Raw genomic sequence first — 20,040 nt, forward strand, 5'->3', positions numbered from 1 at the left:
CGGAACGGCCGCCGGTCGGCCGGCACGCCGAGTTCGCCCAGCAGCGCGACCAGCCCGGCATTCAGCGCCAGGCAGGCCGGATCGGCCGCGAGCTCCGCGACGATCAGCCTCGCGCGCGGCAGGCTCGGCCACCACGCGATCCGCTCGACCGGCAGCAACGGCAACGCATGGGCGGCCGCGAGCGCGGGCAGATGCGCGGCCAGCGCCTCGCATCGGTCCCGTTCGATCGCGCCGATGAACGCGAGCGTCATGTGCAATTGCGCGGACTGCGTGCGCCGCGCCCCGCGGGTGACCGGCAACGCGTGCAGCGCGTCGCGCGAAGCCGCATCGGGCATCAGCGCGACGAACGCACGGAGCCGGTCGCCGTTCATGACTCGCTCACCGCGGCACGCGGGGCGCGTGCCGTTTGAGCCGAAGCGGGACGCTGCGGCAGCGGGCCGTGCTCGCCCCACACGTCGGCCGGCAGCACACGCGCGAGCTCGGGGATCGTGTTGCGCGTGAATACCGGATCGGCGATGCCCGCCGCGCGCTGGCGACGATAGTCGGCCCACGCGGCGTGCGCATGCTTGCCGAGCGCGAGGATCGCGATCAGGTTGATGATCGCCATCAACCCCATGCTCGTATCGGCCATCGCCCAGACGAGCGGCAGTTGCCCGACGCTGCCGAACATCACCATGCCGAGCACCGCGACACGGAACAGCGGCAGCACGCCGCGCCGCTTCGTGATGAATTCGACGTTGCCCTCCGCATACGCGTAGTTGCCGATCACCGACGAAAACGCGAGGAAGAAGATCGCGATGGCCATGTAGATGCCGCCCCAGTCGCCGACGTGGCTCGAGATCGCGCGCTGCGTGAGCGCCGCGCCTTCCATCCCCGTGCCGACTTCGTACTGGCCCGACAGCAGGATCACGAACGCGGTCGCGCTGCAGATCACGATCGTGTCGACGAACACGCCGAGCATCTGGATCAGCCCCTGCGTGACGGGGTGCCGCGTGCTCGCGGTCGCGGCCGCGTTCGGCGCGCTGCCCATCCCCGCTTCGTTCGAGAACAGCCCGCGCTTCACGCCGATCGCGATTGCCTGGCTGACCGCGTAGCCGGTCAGGCCGCCTGCCGCCTGCTCGAGACCAAATGCGCTCCTCACGATCAGCGCAATCACGTCCGGCACGAGCGCGATGTGCGTCGCGACCGCATAGACCGCGAGCGCGAGATAGCCGATCGCCATCAGCGGCACGATCACCTGCGCGACCGTCGCGATGCGGCGGATGCCGCCGAAGATGATCGGCGCGGACAGCAGCACGAGGCCGAGGCCGACCGTCTCGCGGCTCCAGCCGAACGACGTATGGAATGCGTCGGCGATCGCGTTCGCCTGCACCGCGTTGAACACGAAACCGAACGCGAGGATCAGCGACAGCGAGAACAGCACGCCGAAGCCGCGCGAGCGCAGGCCCGTCTGGATGTAGTACGCGGGGCCGCCGCGATAACTGCCGTCCGGGTGCGACACCTTGAAGATCTGCGCGAGCGTCGCCTCGACGAACGCGGACGACATCCCGACCAGCGCCGTCATCCACATCCAGAAGATCGCGCCCGGCCCGCCGACCGTCAGCGCGACCGCGACGCCCGCGATGTTGCCGGTGCCGACACGGCTCGCGAGCCCGGTCGCGAACGCCTGGAACGACGAGATGCTGCCCGGCTCGCCCTTGCTGCCGACCAGTTTCATGCTGAGGAACAGCGCCTTCAGCTGGATCATCCGGAACCGCAACGTGAACCACGCACCGGCGCCGAGCAGCAGCGCGATCAGCACGTAGTTCCACAACACGCCGTTGACGGCGTCGATCAGCCCATGCAGGAGTGCTTCCATCCGGTTTCCTTGTAAATAGGGTCAGTCATGAGCATCGACCGCGAACGCGGCCCGAGGGGCGACATGATATGACAGTTTCCAAGGAACATTACAAAACGAAAGGATTTGGGATGACGAGAAATCGCATCCGGATGTCATCAGGTTAGACGACGCTTCGCGAAAATGATGCGTGTCGGCACGGCAAGGCAGCCCGATCGGACGGCGCCGTCTCGCACGCGAAACCGGCGTGCCCCGGCTGGCGCCGGCCATAAAAAAACCGGGCGCCCTTTCGGACGCCCGGCTTTCGTCGAAACCCGCTCGCGATATTCAGCTCAGCGCGGCAGGTTCGAATGCCCCATCAGGTACGCATCGACCGAGCGCGCGCACTGGCGGCCTTCGCGGATCGCCCACACCACGAGCGACTGGCCGCGACGCATGTCGCCCGCGGCGAACACCTTGTCGACCGACGTGTAGTACGAGCGATCGCCTTCGGTCGCCGCACGCGCGTTGCCGCGCGCGTCCTTCGCGACGCCGAACGCTTCGAGCACCGGCGCCGCCGGCTGCGTGAAGCCCATCGCGAGCAGGACGAGATCGGCCTTCAGTTCGAACTCCGAGCCCGGCACTTCCTGCATCTTGCCGTCCTTCCACTCGACGCGCGCGGCGATCAGCTTCTCGACCTTGCCGTTCTTGCCTTCGAGACGCTTCGTCGCGACCGCCCAGTCGCGCTCGCAGCCTTCCTCGTGCGACGACGACGTGCGCAGCTTGATCGGCCAGTACGGCCACACGAGCGGCTTGTTCTCCTCTTCCGGCGGCTGCGGCAGCAGCTCGAACTGCGTGACCTGCTTCGCGCCGTGACGGTTCGACGTGCCGACGCAGTCGGAACCCGTATCGCCGCCGCCGATCACGATCACGTGCTTGCCCTTCGCGAGCAGCTGGTCGGCGAGCTTGTCGCCCGCGTTCACGCGGTTCTGCTGCGGCAGGAAGTCCATCGCGTAATGCACGCCGGCGAGCTCGCGGCCCGGCACCGGCAGGTCGCGCGGCGTTTCCGAACCGCCCGCGATCACGACCGCGTCGAATTCTTCCTTCAGCGTGTCCGGAGAAATGGTTTCCTTCGCGAGACTGCCGATCGACTCGGGCAGCGGATCCTTGCCGATGAACACGCTGGTGCGGAACGTCACGCCTTCCGCTTCCATCTGGCGCATGCGGCGATCGATCAGCCACTTCTCGAGCTTGAAGTCGGGGATCCCGTAACGCAGCAGGCCGCCGACACGATCGTTCTTCTCGAACACCGTCACGTCGTGGCCCGCGCGCGCGAGCTGCTGCGCGGCGGCGAGGCCCGCGGGGCCCGAACCGACGACCGCAACCTTCTTGCCCGTCTTGTGCTCGGCCGGCAGCGGCTTCACCCAGCCTTCCGCCCAGGCCTTGTCGATGATCGCGTGCTCGATCGACTTGATGCCGACCGGGTCGTTGTTGATCCCGAGCGTGCACGCCGCCTCGCACGGCGCCGGGCAGATGCGGCCCGTGAACTCCGGGAAGTTGTTGGTCGAGTGCAGGACTTCGATCGCCTGCTGCCAGTCCTGGCGGTAAACGAGATCGTTGAAATCCGGAATGATGTTGTTGACCGGGCAGCCGTTGTTGCAGAACGGGATGCCGCAATCCATGCAGCGCGCGCCCTGGACCTTCGCGTCCGCGTCGGTCAGTGCCGCGACGAATTCCTTGTAGTGCTTCACGCGCGTGAGCGGTGCTTCGTACGCCTCGTGGCGGCGTTCGAACTCCAGAAAACCGGTTGCCTTGCCCATAAGGTGCTCTTCTGTTCGGTGTATCGGGTGGGGGAGCCGCGCGCAGCCGTCAGGCGCGCGCGGCATTCGCTATGTCGTTCGTCGCTCAGGCGGCCAGTTCTTCCTTCGCCGCCTTCTTCGCACCGATCTCGCCCAGCGCGCGCTTGTATTCGTGCGGGAACACCTTCACGAACTGGCGGCGCGCCGCGTCCCAGTTTTCCAGCAGCGACTTCGCGCGCGGCGAACCCGTGAACTGGAAATGACGCTCGACGAGCCCCTTGAGCAGCGCTTCGTCCGTCGTGCCTGCGTGCCAGAGTGCGCGGTCGACCGTGCGCTCCTGCTCGGCCTGCTGCAGCACCGGCTCGAGCGCGACCATCGACTTGTTGCACTTCGCCGCGAACGTGCCTTCCGGATCGTAGATGTACGCGAGACCGCCCGACATGCCGGCCGCGAAGTTGCGCCCGGTCTCGCCGAGCACGACGACCGTACCGCCCGTCATGTATTCGCAGCCGTGGTCGCCCGTGCCTTCGACGACCGCCGTCGCGCCCGAGTTGCGCACGCAGAAGCGCTCGCCCGCGACGCCGCGGAAGAACGATTCGCCCTCGATCGCGCCGTACATCACCGTGTTGCCGCAGATGATGTTTTCCTCGGACTTGCCGCGGAAGTCGTTGGTCGGACGGATGATGATCCGGCCGCCCGACAGGCCCTTGCCGACGTAGTCGTTGCCGTCGCCGACGAGGTCGAGCGTCACGCCCTTCGCGAGGAACGCGCCGAAGCTCTGGCCGGCCGTGCCCTTCAGCTGGATGTGCACCGCGTCGTCGGCCAGGCCTTCGTGGCCGTGCTTCTTCGCGATCACGCCCGACAGCATCGCGCCGACCGTGCGGTTCACGTTGCGCACCGGCTGGATGAACGACACGTGCTCGCCGTTCTCGATCGCCGCCTTCGCCTTCTCGATCAGCACGTGGTCGAGTGCGCGCTCGAGGCCGTGATCCTGCACGTCGACGTGACGCGGTGCGACGTCCTCGCACTCTTCCGGCTGGTAGAACACGCGCGAGAAGTCGAGGCCCTTCGCCTTCCAGTGCTCGATGCCCTTGCGGGTGTCGAGCAGGTCGGCGCGGCCGATCAGGTCGTCGAACTTCGCGACGCCGAGCTGCGCCATGATCTCGCGCACTTCCTCGGCGACGAAGAAGAAGTAGTTCACGACGTGCTCGGGCTGGCCCTTGAACTTCGCACGCAGCACCGGATCCTGCGTCGCGACGCCGACCGGGCACGTGTTCAGGTGGCACTTGCGCATCATGATGCAGCCTTCGACGACGAGCGGTGCCGTCGCGAAGCCGAATTCGTCCGCGCCGAGCAGCGCGCCGATCACGACGTCGCGGCCCGTCTTCATCTGGCCGTCGGCCTGCACGCGGATCCGGCCGCGCAGGCGGTTCAGCACCAGCGTCTGCTGCGTTTCGGCCAGGCCGAGTTCCCACGGCGTGCCCGCGTGCTTGACCGACGACAGCGGCGACGCACCCGTGCCGCCGTCATGGCCGGCGATCACGACGTGATCGGCCTTCGCCTTCGCGACACCGGCCGCGACCGTGCCCACGCCCACTTCCGACACGAGCTTCACCGAGATGCTCGAGCTCGGGTTCACGTTCTTCAGGTCGTGGATCAGCTGCGCCAGATCCTCGATCGAGTAGATGTCGTGGTGCGGCGGCGGCGAGATCAGGCCGACGCCCGGCACCGAGTAACGCAGCTTGCCGATGTACTCGGACACCTTGTGGCCCGGGAGCTGGCCGCCTTCGCCCGGCTTCGCGCCCTGCGCCATCTTGATCTGGATCTGGTCGGCCGATGCCAGGTACTCGGCGGTGACGCCGAAGCGGCCCGACGCGACCTGCTTGATCTTCGAGCGCAGCGAATCGCCGTCCTTCAGCGGAATGTCGCTGACGATCTCGTCGCCGATCACCGACTTCAGCGTCTCGCCCGACTTGATCGGAATGCCGCGCAGCTCGTTGCGGTAACGCTTCTCGTCCTCGCCGCCTTCGCCGGTGTTCGACTTGCCGCCGATCCGGTTCATCGCGATCGCGAGCGTCGCGTGCGCTTCGGTGCTGATCGAACCGAGCGACATCGCGCCCGTCGCAAAGCGCTTGACGATGTCCTTCGCCGGCTCGACGTCGTCGATCGGGATCGCCTTGGTCGGCTCGACCTTGAACTCGAACAGGCCGCGGAACGTCATGTGACGCTTGGTCTGGTCGTTGATCAGGTGCGCGTATTCCTTGTACGTCTGGTACGAGTTGCTGCGCGTCGCGTGCTGGAGCTTCGCGATCGAATCCGGCGTCCACATGTGGTCTTCGCCGCGCACGCGGTACGCGTACTCGCCGCCCGCGTCGAGCATGTCGCGCAGGACCGGGTTGTCGCCGAATGCGTCGCGGTGCAGGCGGATCGCTTCTTCCGCGACTTCGAACAGGCCGATGCCGCCGACCTTCGACGCCGTGCCCTTGAAGTACTTCTCGACGAGGTCGCTCGACAGGCCGAGCGCTTCGAAGATCTGCGCGCCCGTGTACGACATGTACGTCGAGATGCCCATCTTCGACATCACCTTCTGCAGGCCCTTGCCGACCGCCTTCGTGAAGTTGTAGACGGCCTTCTCCGGCGACAGGTCGCCCGGCAGGCCTTCGGCCATCTTCGCGAGCGTTTCCATCGCGAGGTACGGGTGCACGGCTTCCGCGCCGTAGCCCGCGAGCAGCGCGAAGTGGTGCGTCTCACGTGCGGAGCCCGTCTCGACGACGAGGCCCGTGCTCGTGCGCAGCCCTTGCTGGACGAGGTGCGTGTGGATCGCCGACGTGGCGAGCAGCGCCGGGATCGCGACATGCTCGGCGTCCGTCTTGCGGTCGGACACGATCAGCATGTTGTAGCCCGACTTCACCGCGTCGACGGCTTCCGCGCACAGCGACGCGAGACGCGCCTCGATGCCTTCCTTGCCCCAGGCGACGGGATAGCAGATGTTCAGTTCGTATGCGCTGAACTTGCCGCCCGTGTACTGGTCGATCGCGCGGATCTTCGCGATGTCCTTGAAGTCGAGCACCGGCTGCGACACTTCGAGACGCATCGGCGGGTTGATGTTGTTCGTGTCGAGCAGGTTCGGCTTCGGGCCGATGAACGACACGAGCGACATGACCATGTTCTCGCGGATCGGGTCGATCGGCGGGTTCGTGACCTGCGCGAACAGCTGCTTGAAGTAGTGATAGAGCGTCTTGTTCTTGTTCGACATCACCGCGAGCGGCGAGTCGTTGCCCATCGAACCGACGGCCTCTTCGCCCTGCTGCGCCATCGGCGCCATCAGGAACTTCAGGTCTTCCTGCGTATAGCCGAACGCCTGCTGGCGGTCGAGCAGCGCGGCGCCCTGCGTACGGCCGGCCGCGACTTCCTCGGCCTTCGGCTCGATCTCGTCGAGCTTGATGCGCACCGCGTCGATCCAGCTCTTGTACGGCTTCGCGTTCGCGAGGTTGTCCTTGAGCTCCTTGTCGTCGATGATGCGGCCGTGTTCCATGTCGATCAAGAACATCTTGCCCGGCTGCAGGCGCCACTTCTTGACGATCTTCGATTCGGGGATCGGCAGCGTGCCGGCTTCCGACGCCATGATGACGAGGTCGTCGTCGGTGACGATGTAGCGCGCCGGACGCAGGCCGTTACGGTCGAGCGTCGCGCCGATCTGGCGGCCGTCGGTGAACGCGATCGCGGCCGGGCCGTCCCACGGCTCCATCATCGCGGCATGGTATTCGTAGAACGCGCGGCGGTTCTCGTCCATCAGCGTGTGCTGTTCCCACGCTTCCGGGATCATCATCATCACCGCGTGCACGAGCGGGTAGCCGGCCATCACCAGCAGTTCGAGACAGTTGTCGAACGAGGCCGTATCGGACTGGCCCGGGTAGATCAGCGGCCACAGCTTCGGAAGATCGTCGGCGAGCACGTGCGACGCGATCGCGCCGGTACGCGCGTTCAGCCAGTTCACGTTGCCCTTCACGGTGTTGATCTCGCCGTTGTGCGCGATCATCCGGTACGGGTGAGCCAGCTCCCATGCCGGGAACGTGTTGGTCGAGAAGCGCTGGTGCACGAGCGCGAGCGCCGACACGACGCGCGCGTCCTGCAGGTCGCGGTAGTACACGCCGACCTGGCCCGCGAGCAGCAGCCCCTTGTAGACGATCGTGCGCGCCGACATCGACGGCACGAAGTATTCCTTGCCGTGCTTGAGCTTCAGCGCCTGGATGCGGTGGCTGGCCGTCTTGCGGATCACGTACAGCTTCCGCTCGAGCGCGTCCGTCACCATGATGTCCTTGCCGCGGCCGATGAAGATCTGACGGATCAGCGGCTCGCTCGCCTTCACGGTCGGCGAAATCGGCATCGCGTGGTCGACCGGCACGTCGCGCCAGCCGAGCACGACCTGGCCTTCGGCCTTCACCGTGCGCTCGAGCTCCTGCTCGCACGCGAGACGCGATGCGTTTTCCTTCGGCAGGAAGATCATGCCGACCCCATATTCGCCGGCCGGCGGCAGGTTCACGCCCTGCTTCGCCATTTCCTCGCGATAGAACGCGTCCGGAATCTGGATCAGGATGCCCGCGCCGTCGCCCATCAGCGGATCGGCACCGACCGCGCCACGGTGATCGAGGTTCTCGAGGATCTTCAGACCCTGCTGAATGATCTCGTGGCTCTTCTTGCCCTTGATGTGAGCGACGAAGCCGACGCCGCAGGCGTCGTGTTCGTTTTGCGGGTCATACAGACCTTGTGCGGCGGGCACCGCGGCGAGCGGCTGCTGGTGGTCGTTCATGGGGACACCGTCGTAAAGGGGGCCTGGAGGCCGTTGAACCATTTTCTTGTTGCCGTCGATCCCGCTCCCGACGGGAGACGGCGCGGCCGACAGTGGGTGGGCATGCTTCGCCCGGGCCACCGGAATTCGGAATATACGCGACGAATCAAGGGAATAGCAACAAAAACCGCTTGATCGAACCCCAATTAAACAGATGCTTCGATCTGGTGCCATTTTATTGGGGCCGCATCGTTTTGGTGCAAAAAGAAGCGGCGCCCGCAGCGCCGCTTCTGGCCCGCCTTTCCCGCGTTACTGCTGGATCGGCGGCGTGTTCTCGCGCACCTTTCTGGGGCGTCCGCGCGGCAGCGGCGACACGCGCCGATTTGCCGTGCGCGCCGCCCACTCGCGATAGTTCTCGCCGCCGAGCACCCAGCCTTTCAGCGTCGCCTGCTGCAACTGGTCGGCCTGCCGCTCGTCGAGCGGCTGCTCGCACAGCTCCTTGTACGCGCGCTGGCGGTCGAACGGCGTATTGCCGAGCGCCCAGTAGAGCGGATGGTCGGTGATCAGGCTGTCGACGGTGAGCCCGACGTGATGCCGGTAGCTCGACCAGCGATAGGCCTCCGGCGTCGCGACCAGCTGCGCGCGCACCGGGCTCATCTCGACGACGCGGCTCGCGAGCAGGAAATAGCGCTCGCCCTCGATCACGGTCGCGCGATAGCGGCCTTCCCACAGGGTGCCGCGCCGCGAATAGCGCCGGTTGAAATGCGCGACGTAGCGGCGGCCGACAGCCTGCATCGCTTTCGGCAGGCTCGCCTCGTCGCTCGGCGTGACGAGCAGTTGCACCTGGCGCGGCAGCAGCACGTAGGCGTGCACCGACAGGTGATGATCGCGCGCGGCGGCCTTCAGGCAATCGATGAAGAGTTCGTAGTCCTGGTCGTCGACGAACGCGGGTTGCTGATCCAGGCCGCGCAGTATCACGTGCTGCGGCTGGTCGGGAACGTAGAGTCGTGCTAACCGTGCCATGCTGAATGTCCGTTTGAACGCGTTAGGAAATACCCGAGGGTCCGGAAGTGCGCACTTGCACAGAATGCCCGTCCTGTCGGTGCGCGGATGCGTACGGTCGTACTAATCCTAGGGTGAAAACTCTAACTTACGAGCTTGTTTGGTTTTAAACGCAGTCGTCATAATGAGCACGCCTTAGATCGGAGGAGACACAATGAAACGAAAACTGGCCATTACGGGGGCTGCAGCGCTCGCATTTACGTTTGCGGGCGGTACGGCACATGCACAATCCGCAGGTGATTTCTACGTCAGCACCGGCTGGCTGCACCTTGCGCCGCAGGACAGCAGCGACCCGCTGTTCCTGTACGGCGTAGGCGGCACGCCGATCAACCAGTCGGTTCCCAACACCGGCGCCGGCATCAGCGACGCCGACACGCTCGCACTGGCAACCGGTTACTTCGTGACCGACCACATCGCTACCGAGTTCATCGCCGGCATCCCGCCGAAGTTCGACATCACCGGCAAGGGCCAGTTCTCGCGTTTCGGTACGCTCGGCCGTGCGTACCAGTGGAGCCCCGCGCTCCTCCTGAAGTACTACTTCAACGACGCCAACGCGAAGTTCCGTCCGTATGTCGGCATCGGCGCTTCGTATATCTGGTTCACCGGCGCAAAGATCACGAACAGCGCATTCGAGAACGGCGTGCTCGGCGGCCCGACCAACGCGCAGACCAGCAACCAGTGGGCGCCCGTCTTCAACGCCGGCTTCACGTACAACTTCACGAAACACTGGTTCGCCGGCTTCTCGATGTCGTACATCCCGGTGAGCGTGACCGCGACCTTCACGACGGCCAAGCGGACCCAGGTCGGCACGCTGACCGAAACGTCGAAGGCTCACATCTCGCTGAACCCGATCGTCACGTACCTGAACGTCGGCTACCGCTTCTAAGCGTAGTCGAATATTTGGGGAATGGTTAATCCTGCTGCAATTTGTAGCGGATTTTTCCTGACGTAACGTCTCCACGATGTAAAACGCCCCGGCGGAAATCCCGCCGGGGCGTCGTTTTTTTGTCTCAGGGTCTTCCCGTACGCGCCGTCGCGCGGGGCATTCCGCTACACGATGTCATCCAGCGCACCGGGGGCAATCAGGTCGATCCGGTCCGTGCAGACCGCGTCGACACCCCAGCGCGCAAGTTCGCGAGCCCGTTCGAGGTCGTTCACCGTGTAAACCAGGATGCGCAGGCCGGCCGCCTTGATCGCGCGCACGAGCGGTTCATCCAGCCGTTTGTGGTCTGCATGCAACGAAACGCAGCCGAGCGCGCCGACAACCTGCGCATGCCAGTCGTCCGGCACGGCCTCGTAAAGCATCCCGCGCGGCAGCGCCGGCGCCGTCGCGCGTGCCTGTTGCAGCGCATCGAAGGAGAACGACGACAAGAGCGGCGCCACCGCGGCATCGCGCCAGTACGCGGCCGCGTCGGCCGCCACGCGCCGCCCGGTCTCGCGCTCGCGCCCCGGGCACGGCTTGATCTCGACGTTGGCGGCCAGCCCGTGCGCGATGCAGCGCGCCGCCGCCGCCTCGAGCGTCGGCATCCGCTCGCCCGCGAAGCGCGCGTCGCGCCACGCGCCGGCATCGAGTGCGGCCAGCGCCTCGTATCGCATGCCCGCCGCCGGCCCGTGGCCGTTCGACGTCCGGTCGACCGTGTCGTCGTGCAGCAGGAACGTCACGTCGTCGGCCGACAGCTTCGCGTCGAATTCGACCATCCGGTGGCCACGGCGCGCGCCCTCGTCGAGCGCGGCGAGCGTGTTCTCCGGCGCGAGCGTGCCGCCGCCGCGATGGGCGACGACGCGCGGATAGGGCCAGTCGGTACGGGTTGTCATCATCGGTCTCCCGGCAGGTGCAGCAGGTTCAGCCGGCACGCTTGCCGGTCTCCGGATCGAAGAAATGCAGCCGGTGCGCGGGCAGTGCGGCGGCCAGCGCCGTGCCGCGCGCGGGGCGGTCCGCGTGCGGCAGGCGCACCGCGACGTCGTGGTTGCCCCAGCGGCCGTGCGCGAGGTTGTCCGCGCCGAGCAGCTCGCACGAGTCGACCGGCAGCGTCGCCTGCGCGACGCCCGGCTGCGGTGTCATGTGCTCCGGACGCACGCCGAGCACCCAGTCGCGCCCGGTGGCGATCTCCGCGCCGATGCCGGGCGAACCGGCGACCGGCAGCGCGGGGCCGCCGCCCGCGACCGTAAACGTCGCGCCGTCGTCCGACAGCCGGCCGTGCATCAGGTTCATCGCGGGCGAGCCGATGAAGCCCGCGACGAACACCGTTGCCGGCTTCTCGTACACGTCGACCGGCGCGCCGATCTGCTCCGCGTAGCCGCGGTTCATCACGATCACGCGCTGCGCGAGCGTCATCGCCTCGATCTGGTCGTGCGTCACGTAGACGCTCGTCGTCGCGAGCCGCGCATGCAGCCGCTGGATCTCGAGCCGCATCTGCACGCGCAATTTCGCGTCGAGGTTCGACAACGGCTCGTCGAACAGGAACACCGACGGCTCGCGCACGATCGCGCGCCCCATCGCGACGCGCTGCCGCTGGCCGCCCGACAGCTCGCGCGGGCGCCGCGCGAGCAGCGGCTCGAGTTCGAGGATCTTCGCGGCCGCCGCCACCCGCGAGTCGATCGTCGCGCGCTCGATCCCGCGGATCTTCAGCCCGTAGCCCATGTTCTGCGCGACCGTCATGTGCGGATACAGCGCATAGTTCTGGAACACCATCGCGATGTCGCGATCCTTCGGCTCCAGCGTGTTGACGACGCGCTCGCCGATCGCGATCTCGCCGTCCGTCACCGTCTCGAGCCCCGCGATCATCCGCAGCAACGTCGACTTGCCGCAGCCCGACGGGCCGACCAGCACGATGAATTCGCCGTCGGCGATCTCCACGTCGATGCCATGCAGCACGTGCTGCTTGCCGTCGTAGGATTTCCTGACGCCCTTCAAGCTCAGCGCAGCCATACCTGGTCCTTCTCCCGGTTACCGTCCGTGGTTCATTTCTCGGAATCGACGAGGCCGCGCACGAACCAGCGCTGCATCGCCAGCACGACGACGAGCGGCGGAATCATCGCCAGCAGCGTCGCCGCCATCACGTATTGCCATTCGGTCGCGGCGTCGCCGCTCGCGATCATCATCTTGATGCCCACCACCGCCGTCGACAGCGATGCTTCCGTCGTGATCAGGATCGGCCACAGGTACTGGCTCCAGCCATAGATGAACGTGATCACGAACAGCGCCGCGATGCTCGTCTTCGACAGCGGCAGCACGACGTCCCAGAAGAAGCGCATCGGCCCCGCGCCGTCGATGCGCGCGGCGTCCATCAGTTCGTCGGGCAGCGTCATGAAGAACTGCCGGAACAGGAACGTCGCGGTGGCCGACGCGATCAGCGGCAGCGTCAGCCCGGCGTAGGTGTTCGTCAGATGCAGCGTCGACACGACCTGCACGGTCGGGAAGATCCGCACTTCCACCGGCAGCATCAACGTGACGAAGATCAGCCAGAACGCCGTATTGCGAAACGGGAAGCGGAAATAGACGATCGCGTACGCGGACAGGATCGACACCGCGATCTTGCCGACCGAGATGCCGAGCGCCATCGCGAAGCTGTTGACGAGCAGGCGGCCGAACGGCGCCGTCGCGGCGCCGCTGCCGTGGCCCCAGATATAGGCGATGTTCTCGAACAGGTGCGTGCTCGGCACGAGCGACAGCGGCACCGTGAGCACTTCCTGCGCGCTCATCGTCGCCGCACAGAACGCGACGTAGACGGGGAACACGATCAGCACGACGCCCGCGATCAGCACCGCGTGGCAGAACAGGTCGAAACCCTTGCGATTTTCGATCATGCGTATTGCACCCTGCGTTCGACGAAACGGAACTGGATCACCGTGAGCCCGACGACGATGATCATCAGTACGACCGACTGCGCGCCGGAGCTGCCGATGTCGAGCCCCTGGAAGCCTTCCGCGTAGATCTTGTAGATCAGCGTCTTCGTGCTCTGCGCGGGGCCGCCGCCGGTGGCCGCGTCGATCACCGGGAACGTGTCGAAGAACGAATAGACGAGGTTGACGACCAGCAGGAAGAAACTGGTGGGCGACAGCAGCGGCAGCACGAGGTTGAAGAAACGTCGCACCGGCCCCGCGCCGTCGATCGCCGCCGCCTCGATCAGCGAACGCGGAATCGCCTGCAGGCCCGCGTAGAAGAACAGGAAGTTGTAGCTCACCTGCTTCCACACCGACGCGAGCACGACGAGGAACATCGCCTGCCCGCCGTTCAGCGCGTGGTTCCACACGATGCCGCCCTTCGCGAGCGCATAGGTGATCAGGCCGATGCTCGGATTGAACAGGAACGCCCACAGCACGGCGGCGATCGTCGGCGCGACCGCGTACGGCCAGATCAACAGCGTGCGATATGTGCGCGCGCCACGGGTCACGCGGTCCGCGCACGCGGCGAGCAGCAGCGACACGACGAGCCCGCTCACCGTGACGAGCGTGCTGAACACGAGCGTCGTGCGGAACGAATCGAGATACAGCGGATCGCCGAACAGGTGCGTGAAGTTCGCGAAGCCGACGAATTCACTCGACGTGCCGAACGCGTCCTGCATCTGCGTCGACTGCCACAGCGCGACGCCGGCCGGCCACAGGAAGAACACGGCGGTGATCGCGAGTTGCGGCGCGATCAGCAGGTACGGCAGCAGGCTCGTGCCGAAACGGGAACGGGATTGCATCGCGGATATCCGGTCAGGCGAAACGGAAAGGAAACCGCGCCGCCGGCCGGCCCGCGCACTTGCGCGGCGCGGCCGGCGGCACGAACGCGATGCGCGCTCAGCTGCCCGACTTCTCGAAGCGGCGCAGCAGCTCGTTGCCGCGCGAGGCCGCCGAATCGAGCGCGTCCTTCGGCGATTTCTTCTGCGCCCAGACCTGTTCGAACTCCTCGTCGACGACCGTGCGGATCTGCGGCATGTTGCCCAGGCGCAGCCCCTTCGTGTACGGCAGCGGCGGCTTGTTCAGCATCTGCTTGATCGCGGTTTCGGCGCTCGGGTTCTTCGCGTAGAAGCCCTGTTCGCGCGTCAGGTCGTACGCCGCCTTGGTGACCGGCAGGTAACCCGTGTCCTGGTGCCACTTCGCGGCGACGGCCGGCGATGCGAGAAACGCGAGGAATTTCGCGACGCCCTTGTAGGTCGCCGGATCCTTGCCCGCCAGCACCCACAGGCTCGCGCCGCCGATGATCGCGTTCTGCGGCGCGCCCTTCACGTTCGCGTCGTACGGCATCATGCCCGTGCCGAAGCTGAACTTCGCGAACTTCTGCAGGTTCGCGAGCGCGCCCGACGACGTCGTCATGATCCCGCAGTCGCCGCTGTAGAACTTCGCCGATGCTTCGTCCTTGCGGCCCGCGTACGTGAACGTGCCGTCCTTCGCCATCTGCTGCAGGAACGACACGTGCGCGATCTGCTGCGACTTGTTGAATTCGAGCACGGCGTCCGTACCGTCGAAGCCGTTGTTGCGGCTCGCGAACGGCAGTGCATGCCACGCGCTGTAGTTTTCGAGCTGGATCCAGCCCTGCCAGCCGGTCGTGAAGCCGCACGCCATCCCCGACTTGCGCAGTTTCTCGGCATCGTCCTTCACGTCGGCCCACGTCTTCGGCGGCTGGTTCGGATCGAGCCCGGCCTTCTTGAACGCGTCCTTGTTGTAGTACAGCACCGGCGTCGAGCTGTTGAACGGCATCGACACGAGATGGCCCGTCTTCGCGTCGCTGTAGTAGCTCGCGATGGTCGGCACGAACGCCTTTTCGTCGAGCGGCACGCCGGCCTGCCTGAACACGTCGTAGACGGGCACGACGGCCTTCTTCGCCTGCATCATCGTGGCCGTGCCGACTTCATAGACCTGGAGGATCGCCGGCGCATTGCCGCTGCGGTAGGCCGCGATGCCGGCCGCGAGCGCCTGGTCGTAGGTGCCCTTGAAGACCGGCACGATCTTGTAGTCGCTCTGCGACGCGTTGAACTGGTCGGCGATCGCGTTGACCCGCTCGCCGAGCGCGGCCTCCATCGCATGCCAGAACTGGATTTCCGTCGCGGCGAGCGCCACGTGCTGCACCCCGAACATCAGCGCGCCGCCGAGCGCGATCGAACGAACCAGTGTCCCCGCAGGCTTCTTCTTCATCGACCTCTCTCCTATGAAAACGTTACCAACAGCGTGTGCAACATTCCCATCGCCATTGAACCGGCGAAGTCTAGTGATCGTTTGTGACAGTCAGTTGTCGTTGATGACGAACAGGCGCTGATACTCCTTCAGCGCGAAGCGGTCGGTCATGCCGGCGATGTAGTGCGCGACGAGGCGCGGCTGCTGCGCGGCGTCGTCGGACTGGTACGGCGGCGGCAGCAGCCGCGGATCGTCGATGAACGCATCGAACAGTCCGGTGACGACGCGCTGCGCCTTGCTCGCCATGCGCATCACCTTGTAGTGGCGATAGAGGTTCTTGAAGAGGAAACGCTTGAGGGCGGCCGCCTGGGCGGCAACGGATTCGCTGTGCGACACGAGCGGCGGCGCCGCGCGCACGTCGTCGAGCGACGCCGGCGCGACGCGCGCGAGATTGCGCGTCGTTTCGTCGATCAGGTCGACGATCAGCGTGTTGATGATGCGGCGCACCGTCTCGTGCACGAGACGGCGGCCTTCGAGGTGCGGGAACTCGGCGAGCGCCGCCTCGTAGTGGCGCTGCCACAGCTCGACTTCCGCGAGCTGCTCGATCGTGATCAGGCCGGAACGCAGGCCGTCGTCGACGTCGTGGTTGTTGTACGCGATCTCGTCCGCGATGTTGGCAAGCTGCGCTTCGAGCGACGGCTGGCGGCCCTGCAGGAAGCGCTCGCCGAGCGCGCCGAGCTTGCGCGCATTCTCGCGCGAGCAGTGCTTCAGAATGCCTTCGCGTGTCTCGAAGCACAGGTTCAGCCCGTTGAACGCGCCGTAGTGCTCCTCGAGCTCGTCGACGACCGCCAGGCTCTGCAGGTTGTGCTCGAAGCCGCCATGCTCGCGCATGCAGGCGTTCAGCGCGTCCTGCCCGGCATGGCCGAACGGCGTATGGCCGAGATCGTGCGCGAGCGAGATCGCCTCGACGAGATCCTCGTTCAGGCGCAGGTTGCGCGCGACCGAGCGGGCGATCTGCGCGACTTCGAGGCTGTGCGTGAGACGCGTGCGGAACAGGTCGCCTTCATGATTGACGAAGACCTGTGTCTTGTATTCGAGCCGGCGAAACGCGGTCGAATGGACGATGCGGTCGCGGTCGCGCTGGAATTCGGTGCGCGCCGCCGGTGGTGTTTCCGGATGCCGGCGGCCGCGCGACTGCGACGCGTGTGCGGCATACGGAGCGAGATGGGCTTCCAGCGCCGCCAGTGTCGGCGGCTCGGCCACCGGCGCAGCGGATACGCGGCCGGCTTCGGGCAGTGTGCTGCTGGATGTCTCGCTCACGTCTCCTCCATGTCAGGGGCGCCGTTGCATCCGGGCCGCCCGTTAGCGCGTCGTCTGCGCCAGTGTAGCGAATACGGCTTCGTCCGGCGCCTGCGTGATCAGCGTATCGCCGAATCGCTTCAGCAGGATGAACTTGATCGCGCCGGCCTCCGCCTTCTTGTCGACGCGCATCAGGTCCATGTAGCGCGCGTCGCCGAGCGCGGGCCCGCGGGTCGGCAGGTGCGCAGCCGCGATCACCGCATCGAGGCGCTGCCGCGACGCTTCGTCGAGCAGGCCGAGCCGCACCGACAGGTCGCCCGCCATCACCATCCCGCAGCCGACCGCCTCGCCGTGCAGCCACTCGCCGTAGCCGAGCCCGGCCTCGATCGCATGACCGAACGTGTGGCCGAAGTTCAGGATCGCGCGCAGGCCGCCTTCGCGTTCGTCGGCCGCCACCACGCTCGCCTTGATCTCGCACGAGCGCTTCACCGCGTGCGCGAGCGCAGCCGGGTCGCGACGGTTCAGCCCGTCGACGTTCGCCTCGATCCAGTCGAAGAATGCCGCATCGGCGATCGCGCCGGTCTTGATGATCTCGGCGACACCGGCCGCCAGTTCACGGTCGGGCAGCGTCGTCAGCGCGCCGATGTCCGCGATCACGGCCTGCGGCTGGTAGAACGCGCCGATCATGTTCTTGCCGAGCGGGTGGTTGATGCCCGTCTTGCCACCGACCGACGAATCGACCTGCGACAGCAGCGTCGTCGGCACCTGGATGAACGGCACGCCGCGCATGTAGCATGCGGCCGCAAAGCCCGTCATGTCGCCGATCACGCCGCCGCCGAGCGCGACGAGCGTCGTCTTGCGGTCCGCGCGGTCGGTCAGCAGGCCGTCGAAGATCAGGTTCAGCGTCTCCCAGTTCTTGTACGCCTCGCCGTCCGGCAGCACGACCGTCGACACGCGCTTGCCGAGCGGCGCGAGCGCCGCGCGCAGCGCGTCGCCGTAGAGCGGATCGACCGTCGTGTTCGTGACGATCGTGACGGAAGAACCCTTGATGTGAGGTGCGAACAGCTCGGCGCGGCCGATCAGGCCGGCGCCAATGTGAATCGGGTAGGCGCGGTCGCCCAGGTCGACGTTGACAGTAATCATGCTTGTAGCGGCTTGGCGATGACGCCCGCCAGTTCGAGTTGCATCAGCACCATGTTGACGAGACCGTTGACCGACGGACGGCCGGTCTCGATGACGAAATCCGCGCATTCGCGGTACAGCGGGTCGCGCACTTCATACAGCGCTTCGAGGCGCCCCTTCGGGTCTTCGGTCTGCAGCAGCGGGCGGTTCTTGTCCTTGCGCGTGCGCAGCCACAGGTCGTGCGGGTTGGCGCGCAGATAGACGACGATACCGTTGCTTTTCAGGCAGTCGCGATTCTCCGGGCGCAGCACCGCGCCGCCGCCCGTCGCGAGCACGATGTTCTCGCGCTGCGTGAGATCGGCGATGACCTGCGTTTCGCGATCGCGAAACCCGGCCTCGCCCTCCAGCTCGAAGATCACCGGAATGCGCGCGCCCGTACGGGCCTCGATTTCGTGGTCGGAGTCGAAGAACGTCCTGTCGAGACGACGCGCGACCGCACGGCCCACGGTGGTCTTACCCGCTCCCATAAGGCCGACGAAAAATACGTTTGCATGTGGGTCCCGCGCTTGCAACGGCTTCCTCTGCTTCAATCTTGCTGGTGTGTGGCGCAGCTTACTGGCAAAGCGGCTGCCTTGTCGAGCCTGCGCCGGCGGCTTCCGGCCCCGTTTTATCGGCATCCGCGCTGCCCATGCCGCGTGCATCGCAGCGCGCATCGACGACCGTCGGCGTGATGAAGACGACCAGTTCGCTGCGCTGGTCGCGTTGCGCGCGGTGCCGGAAAAGCGCGCCCAGAAACGGTATTTTGCCCAAGAGCGGCACGCGCGTCACATCGTTCCGGTTCAGTTGCTCATAGATCCCGCCGATCGCGACCGTCCCGCCGTTCTCGACCTCGACGCGCGTCTGTACGTGCTTCGTATGAATCGCCGGGCCGGCCGCCGTCGGCTCGCCGACGCTGTCCTTCGTCACGTCCAGGTCGAGCACGACGCGCCCGTCCGGCGTGATCTGCGGCTCGACCTCGAGCTTGAGCGTCGCCCGGCGGAACTGCACGCCGCTCACGCCATTGCCCACCTTCGCCTGGTACGGCAGCTCCGAACCCTGTTCGACGATCGCCTTGACGCGATCGGCGGTCACCACGCGCGGGCTCGAAACGATCTGGCCCCGCCCCTGCGCCTCGAGCGCGCTCAGTTCGACGTCGAGCACACGGCTGAGCGGCGCGGCAAACAGCGTGAAGCCGGCGGTCGCCGCTTCGAAGCCGCCGAGCGGCCGCCCGGCAAGGTCGAGTGCGTTGCGCGCGCCGGTCGTGAACGAGGCGCTTTCGCTGGCGCTCTCGCCCGACGGCGGCCGCGCCTGCGCCCTCAGCGCGACACGTGCGCCGAGATTGCGCGAAAAGCCTTGCTCGCCCTCGACGATGCGGGCCTCGATCCGGACCTGCCGCGACGGCCGGTCGATCGCATCGATCAGGCTCGCGATCTGGTCGAGGCGCGGCGCGAGATCGGTGACGAACAGCAAGTTCGTCCGCGGATCCGCCGCCGCGGCGCCGCGCTTCGACAGCAGGCGCTGGCCGGTTGCGCCGGCCAGCAGCCGTTGCACGTCCTGCGCGCGCGGGTAGCGCAGCGCGAACGTCCGGCTCGCAAGCGGCTCCAGATCCGCGGCCCGCGCGTGCATTTCGAAGCGCTCGCGTTCGCGCGCCGCCAGCTCGGCCGCCGGCGTGACCCATATCACGTTACCCCGCCGCGACATCGCGAGCCCGTGCGTGTCGAGCAGCGTGTCGAAGGCATCGCGCCAGCGGACATTGTTCAGACGTAACGTGACGGTGCCGCGCACCTGCTCGCCGACGACGATATTGAGCCCGGTGAACCGCGCGAATGCGTCGAACGCGGCCGCAAGCCCCGCTCCCTGCAGATTCAGCGAAATCCGCCGTGCGTCGTCCGCATCGCCCGGTTGCCGTGCCGCGGCGTCGCCCATCCGGGCCGGCGGCGCCAACGGGATCGGCGGCCCCTCCAGCCCGGGGGCCGGGGCGGCGGCCTCCGCCTGAAGCGCCGTGCGAGCCGCCT

At 66.7% G+C, this 20,040-nt stretch carries 15 protein-coding genes; 1 reads left to right on the forward strand and 14 read right to left on the reverse strand.

Annotated features, from left to right (window positions below; translation table 11 throughout):
* The 5 genes from DPV74_RS26640 to DPV74_RS26660 all read right to left on the reverse strand — a co-directional run.
* Positions 1 to 371: 2'-5' RNA ligase family protein (locus tag DPV74_RS26640; RefSeq protein ID WP_276139562.1), on the reverse strand; the 371-nt coding region annotated here is incomplete at its 3' end.
* A complete protein-coding gene (locus tag DPV74_RS26645; RefSeq protein ID WP_119338272.1) occupies positions 368 to 1,858 on the reverse strand; it encodes a sodium:alanine symporter family protein in 1,491 nt (496 codons plus the stop codon). The genes DPV74_RS26640 and DPV74_RS26645, both read right to left, overlap by 4 nt.
* A gap of 311 nt (positions 1,859 to 2,169) precedes the next feature.
* A complete protein-coding gene (locus DPV74_RS26650) occupies positions 2,170 to 3,636 on the reverse strand; it encodes a glutamate synthase subunit beta (RefSeq protein WP_021162703.1) in 1,467 nt (488 codons plus the stop codon).
* An 85-nt stretch (positions 3,637 to 3,721) separates the two neighbouring features.
* Entirely contained in the window at positions 3,722 to 8,425 is a 4,704-nt protein-coding gene (locus tag DPV74_RS26655; RefSeq protein ID WP_027788558.1) for a glutamate synthase-related protein, read from the reverse strand.
* Between the two features lie 288 nt (positions 8,426 to 8,713).
* Positions 8,714 to 9,427, reverse strand: coding sequence for a transposase (locus DPV74_RS26660; protein ID WP_006477151.1), 714 nt, complete (start codon positions 9,425 to 9,427; stop codon positions 8,714 to 8,716).
* A gap of 193 nt (positions 9,428 to 9,620) precedes the next feature.
* Here DPV74_RS26660 and DPV74_RS26665 point away from each other — a divergent pair, with 193 nt between their 5' ends.
* The gene (locus tag DPV74_RS26665; RefSeq protein ID WP_059698123.1) at positions 9,621 to 10,352 is read left to right on the forward strand and encodes an OmpW family protein; all 732 of its coding nucleotides are present in this window, start codon (positions 9,621 to 9,623) and stop codon (positions 10,350 to 10,352) included.
* Positions 10,353 to 10,516: 164 nt separating this feature from the next.
* On the opposite strand, the gene ugpQ is transcribed toward DPV74_RS26665, so the two are convergent.
* The 9 genes from ugpQ to DPV74_RS26710 form a co-directional block, all read right to left on the reverse strand.
* Positions 10,517 to 11,281 (reverse strand): glycerophosphodiester phosphodiesterase, encoded by a 765-nt coding sequence (gene ugpQ / locus DPV74_RS26670; RefSeq protein WP_119338276.1) that lies wholly within the window; start codon positions 11,279 to 11,281, stop codon positions 10,517 to 10,519.
* A gap of 28 nt (positions 11,282 to 11,309) precedes the next feature.
* Positions 11,310 to 12,395 carry a sn-glycerol-3-phosphate import ATP-binding protein UgpC gene (locus DPV74_RS26675; RefSeq protein WP_042977269.1) on the reverse strand — a complete coding sequence of 362 codons (1,086 nt, stop codon included), beginning with the start codon at positions 12,393 to 12,395 and terminating at the stop codon, positions 11,310 to 11,312.
* Positions 12,396 to 12,427: 32 nt separating this feature from the next.
* Positions 12,428 to 13,273, reverse strand: coding sequence for a sn-glycerol-3-phosphate ABC transporter permease UgpE (ugpE, locus tag DPV74_RS26680; protein ID WP_027788562.1), 846 nt, complete (start codon positions 13,271 to 13,273; stop codon positions 12,428 to 12,430).
* Positions 13,270 to 14,154, reverse strand: a complete 885-nt coding sequence (gene ugpA / locus DPV74_RS26685) for a sn-glycerol-3-phosphate ABC transporter permease UgpA (RefSeq protein ID WP_119338273.1) — start codon at positions 14,152 to 14,154, stop codon at positions 13,270 to 13,272. The genes ugpE and ugpA overlap by 4 nt, the downstream gene beginning before the upstream one ends.
* Positions 14,155 to 14,251: 97 nt before the next feature.
* Complete coding sequence (gene ugpB, locus DPV74_RS26690) at positions 14,252 to 15,586, reverse strand: sn-glycerol-3-phosphate ABC transporter substrate-binding protein UgpB (RefSeq protein ID WP_119338274.1); 1,335 nt, start codon at positions 15,584 to 15,586, stop codon at positions 14,252 to 14,254.
* Positions 15,587 to 15,676: 90 nt separating this feature from the next.
* Positions 15,677 to 16,885, reverse strand: coding sequence for a deoxyguanosinetriphosphate triphosphohydrolase (locus DPV74_RS26695; RefSeq protein WP_021162708.1), 1,209 nt, complete (start codon positions 16,883 to 16,885; stop codon positions 15,677 to 15,679).
* A 42-nt stretch (positions 16,886 to 16,927) separates the two neighbouring features.
* On the reverse strand, positions 16,928 to 18,007 hold the full coding sequence (gene aroB / locus DPV74_RS26700) for a 3-dehydroquinate synthase (protein ID WP_119338275.1): 1,080 nt from the start codon (positions 18,005 to 18,007) through the stop codon (positions 16,928 to 16,930).
* Entirely contained in the window at positions 18,004 to 18,558 is a 555-nt protein-coding gene (aroK, locus tag DPV74_RS26705) for a shikimate kinase AroK (RefSeq protein WP_027788566.1), read from the reverse strand. The genes aroB and aroK overlap by 4 nt, the downstream gene beginning before the upstream one ends.
* A 40-nt stretch (positions 18,559 to 18,598) precedes the next feature.
* On the reverse strand, positions 18,599 to 20,040 hold a 1,442-nt coding region (locus DPV74_RS26710; RefSeq protein WP_119338277.1), incomplete at its 5' end, for a type IV pilus secretin PilQ.

The sequence above is a fragment of the Burkholderia sp. HAN2018 genome (assembly GCF_024704855.1).
Taxonomy (GTDB): domain Bacteria; phylum Pseudomonadota; class Gammaproteobacteria; order Burkholderiales; family Burkholderiaceae; genus Burkholderia; species Burkholderia cepacia.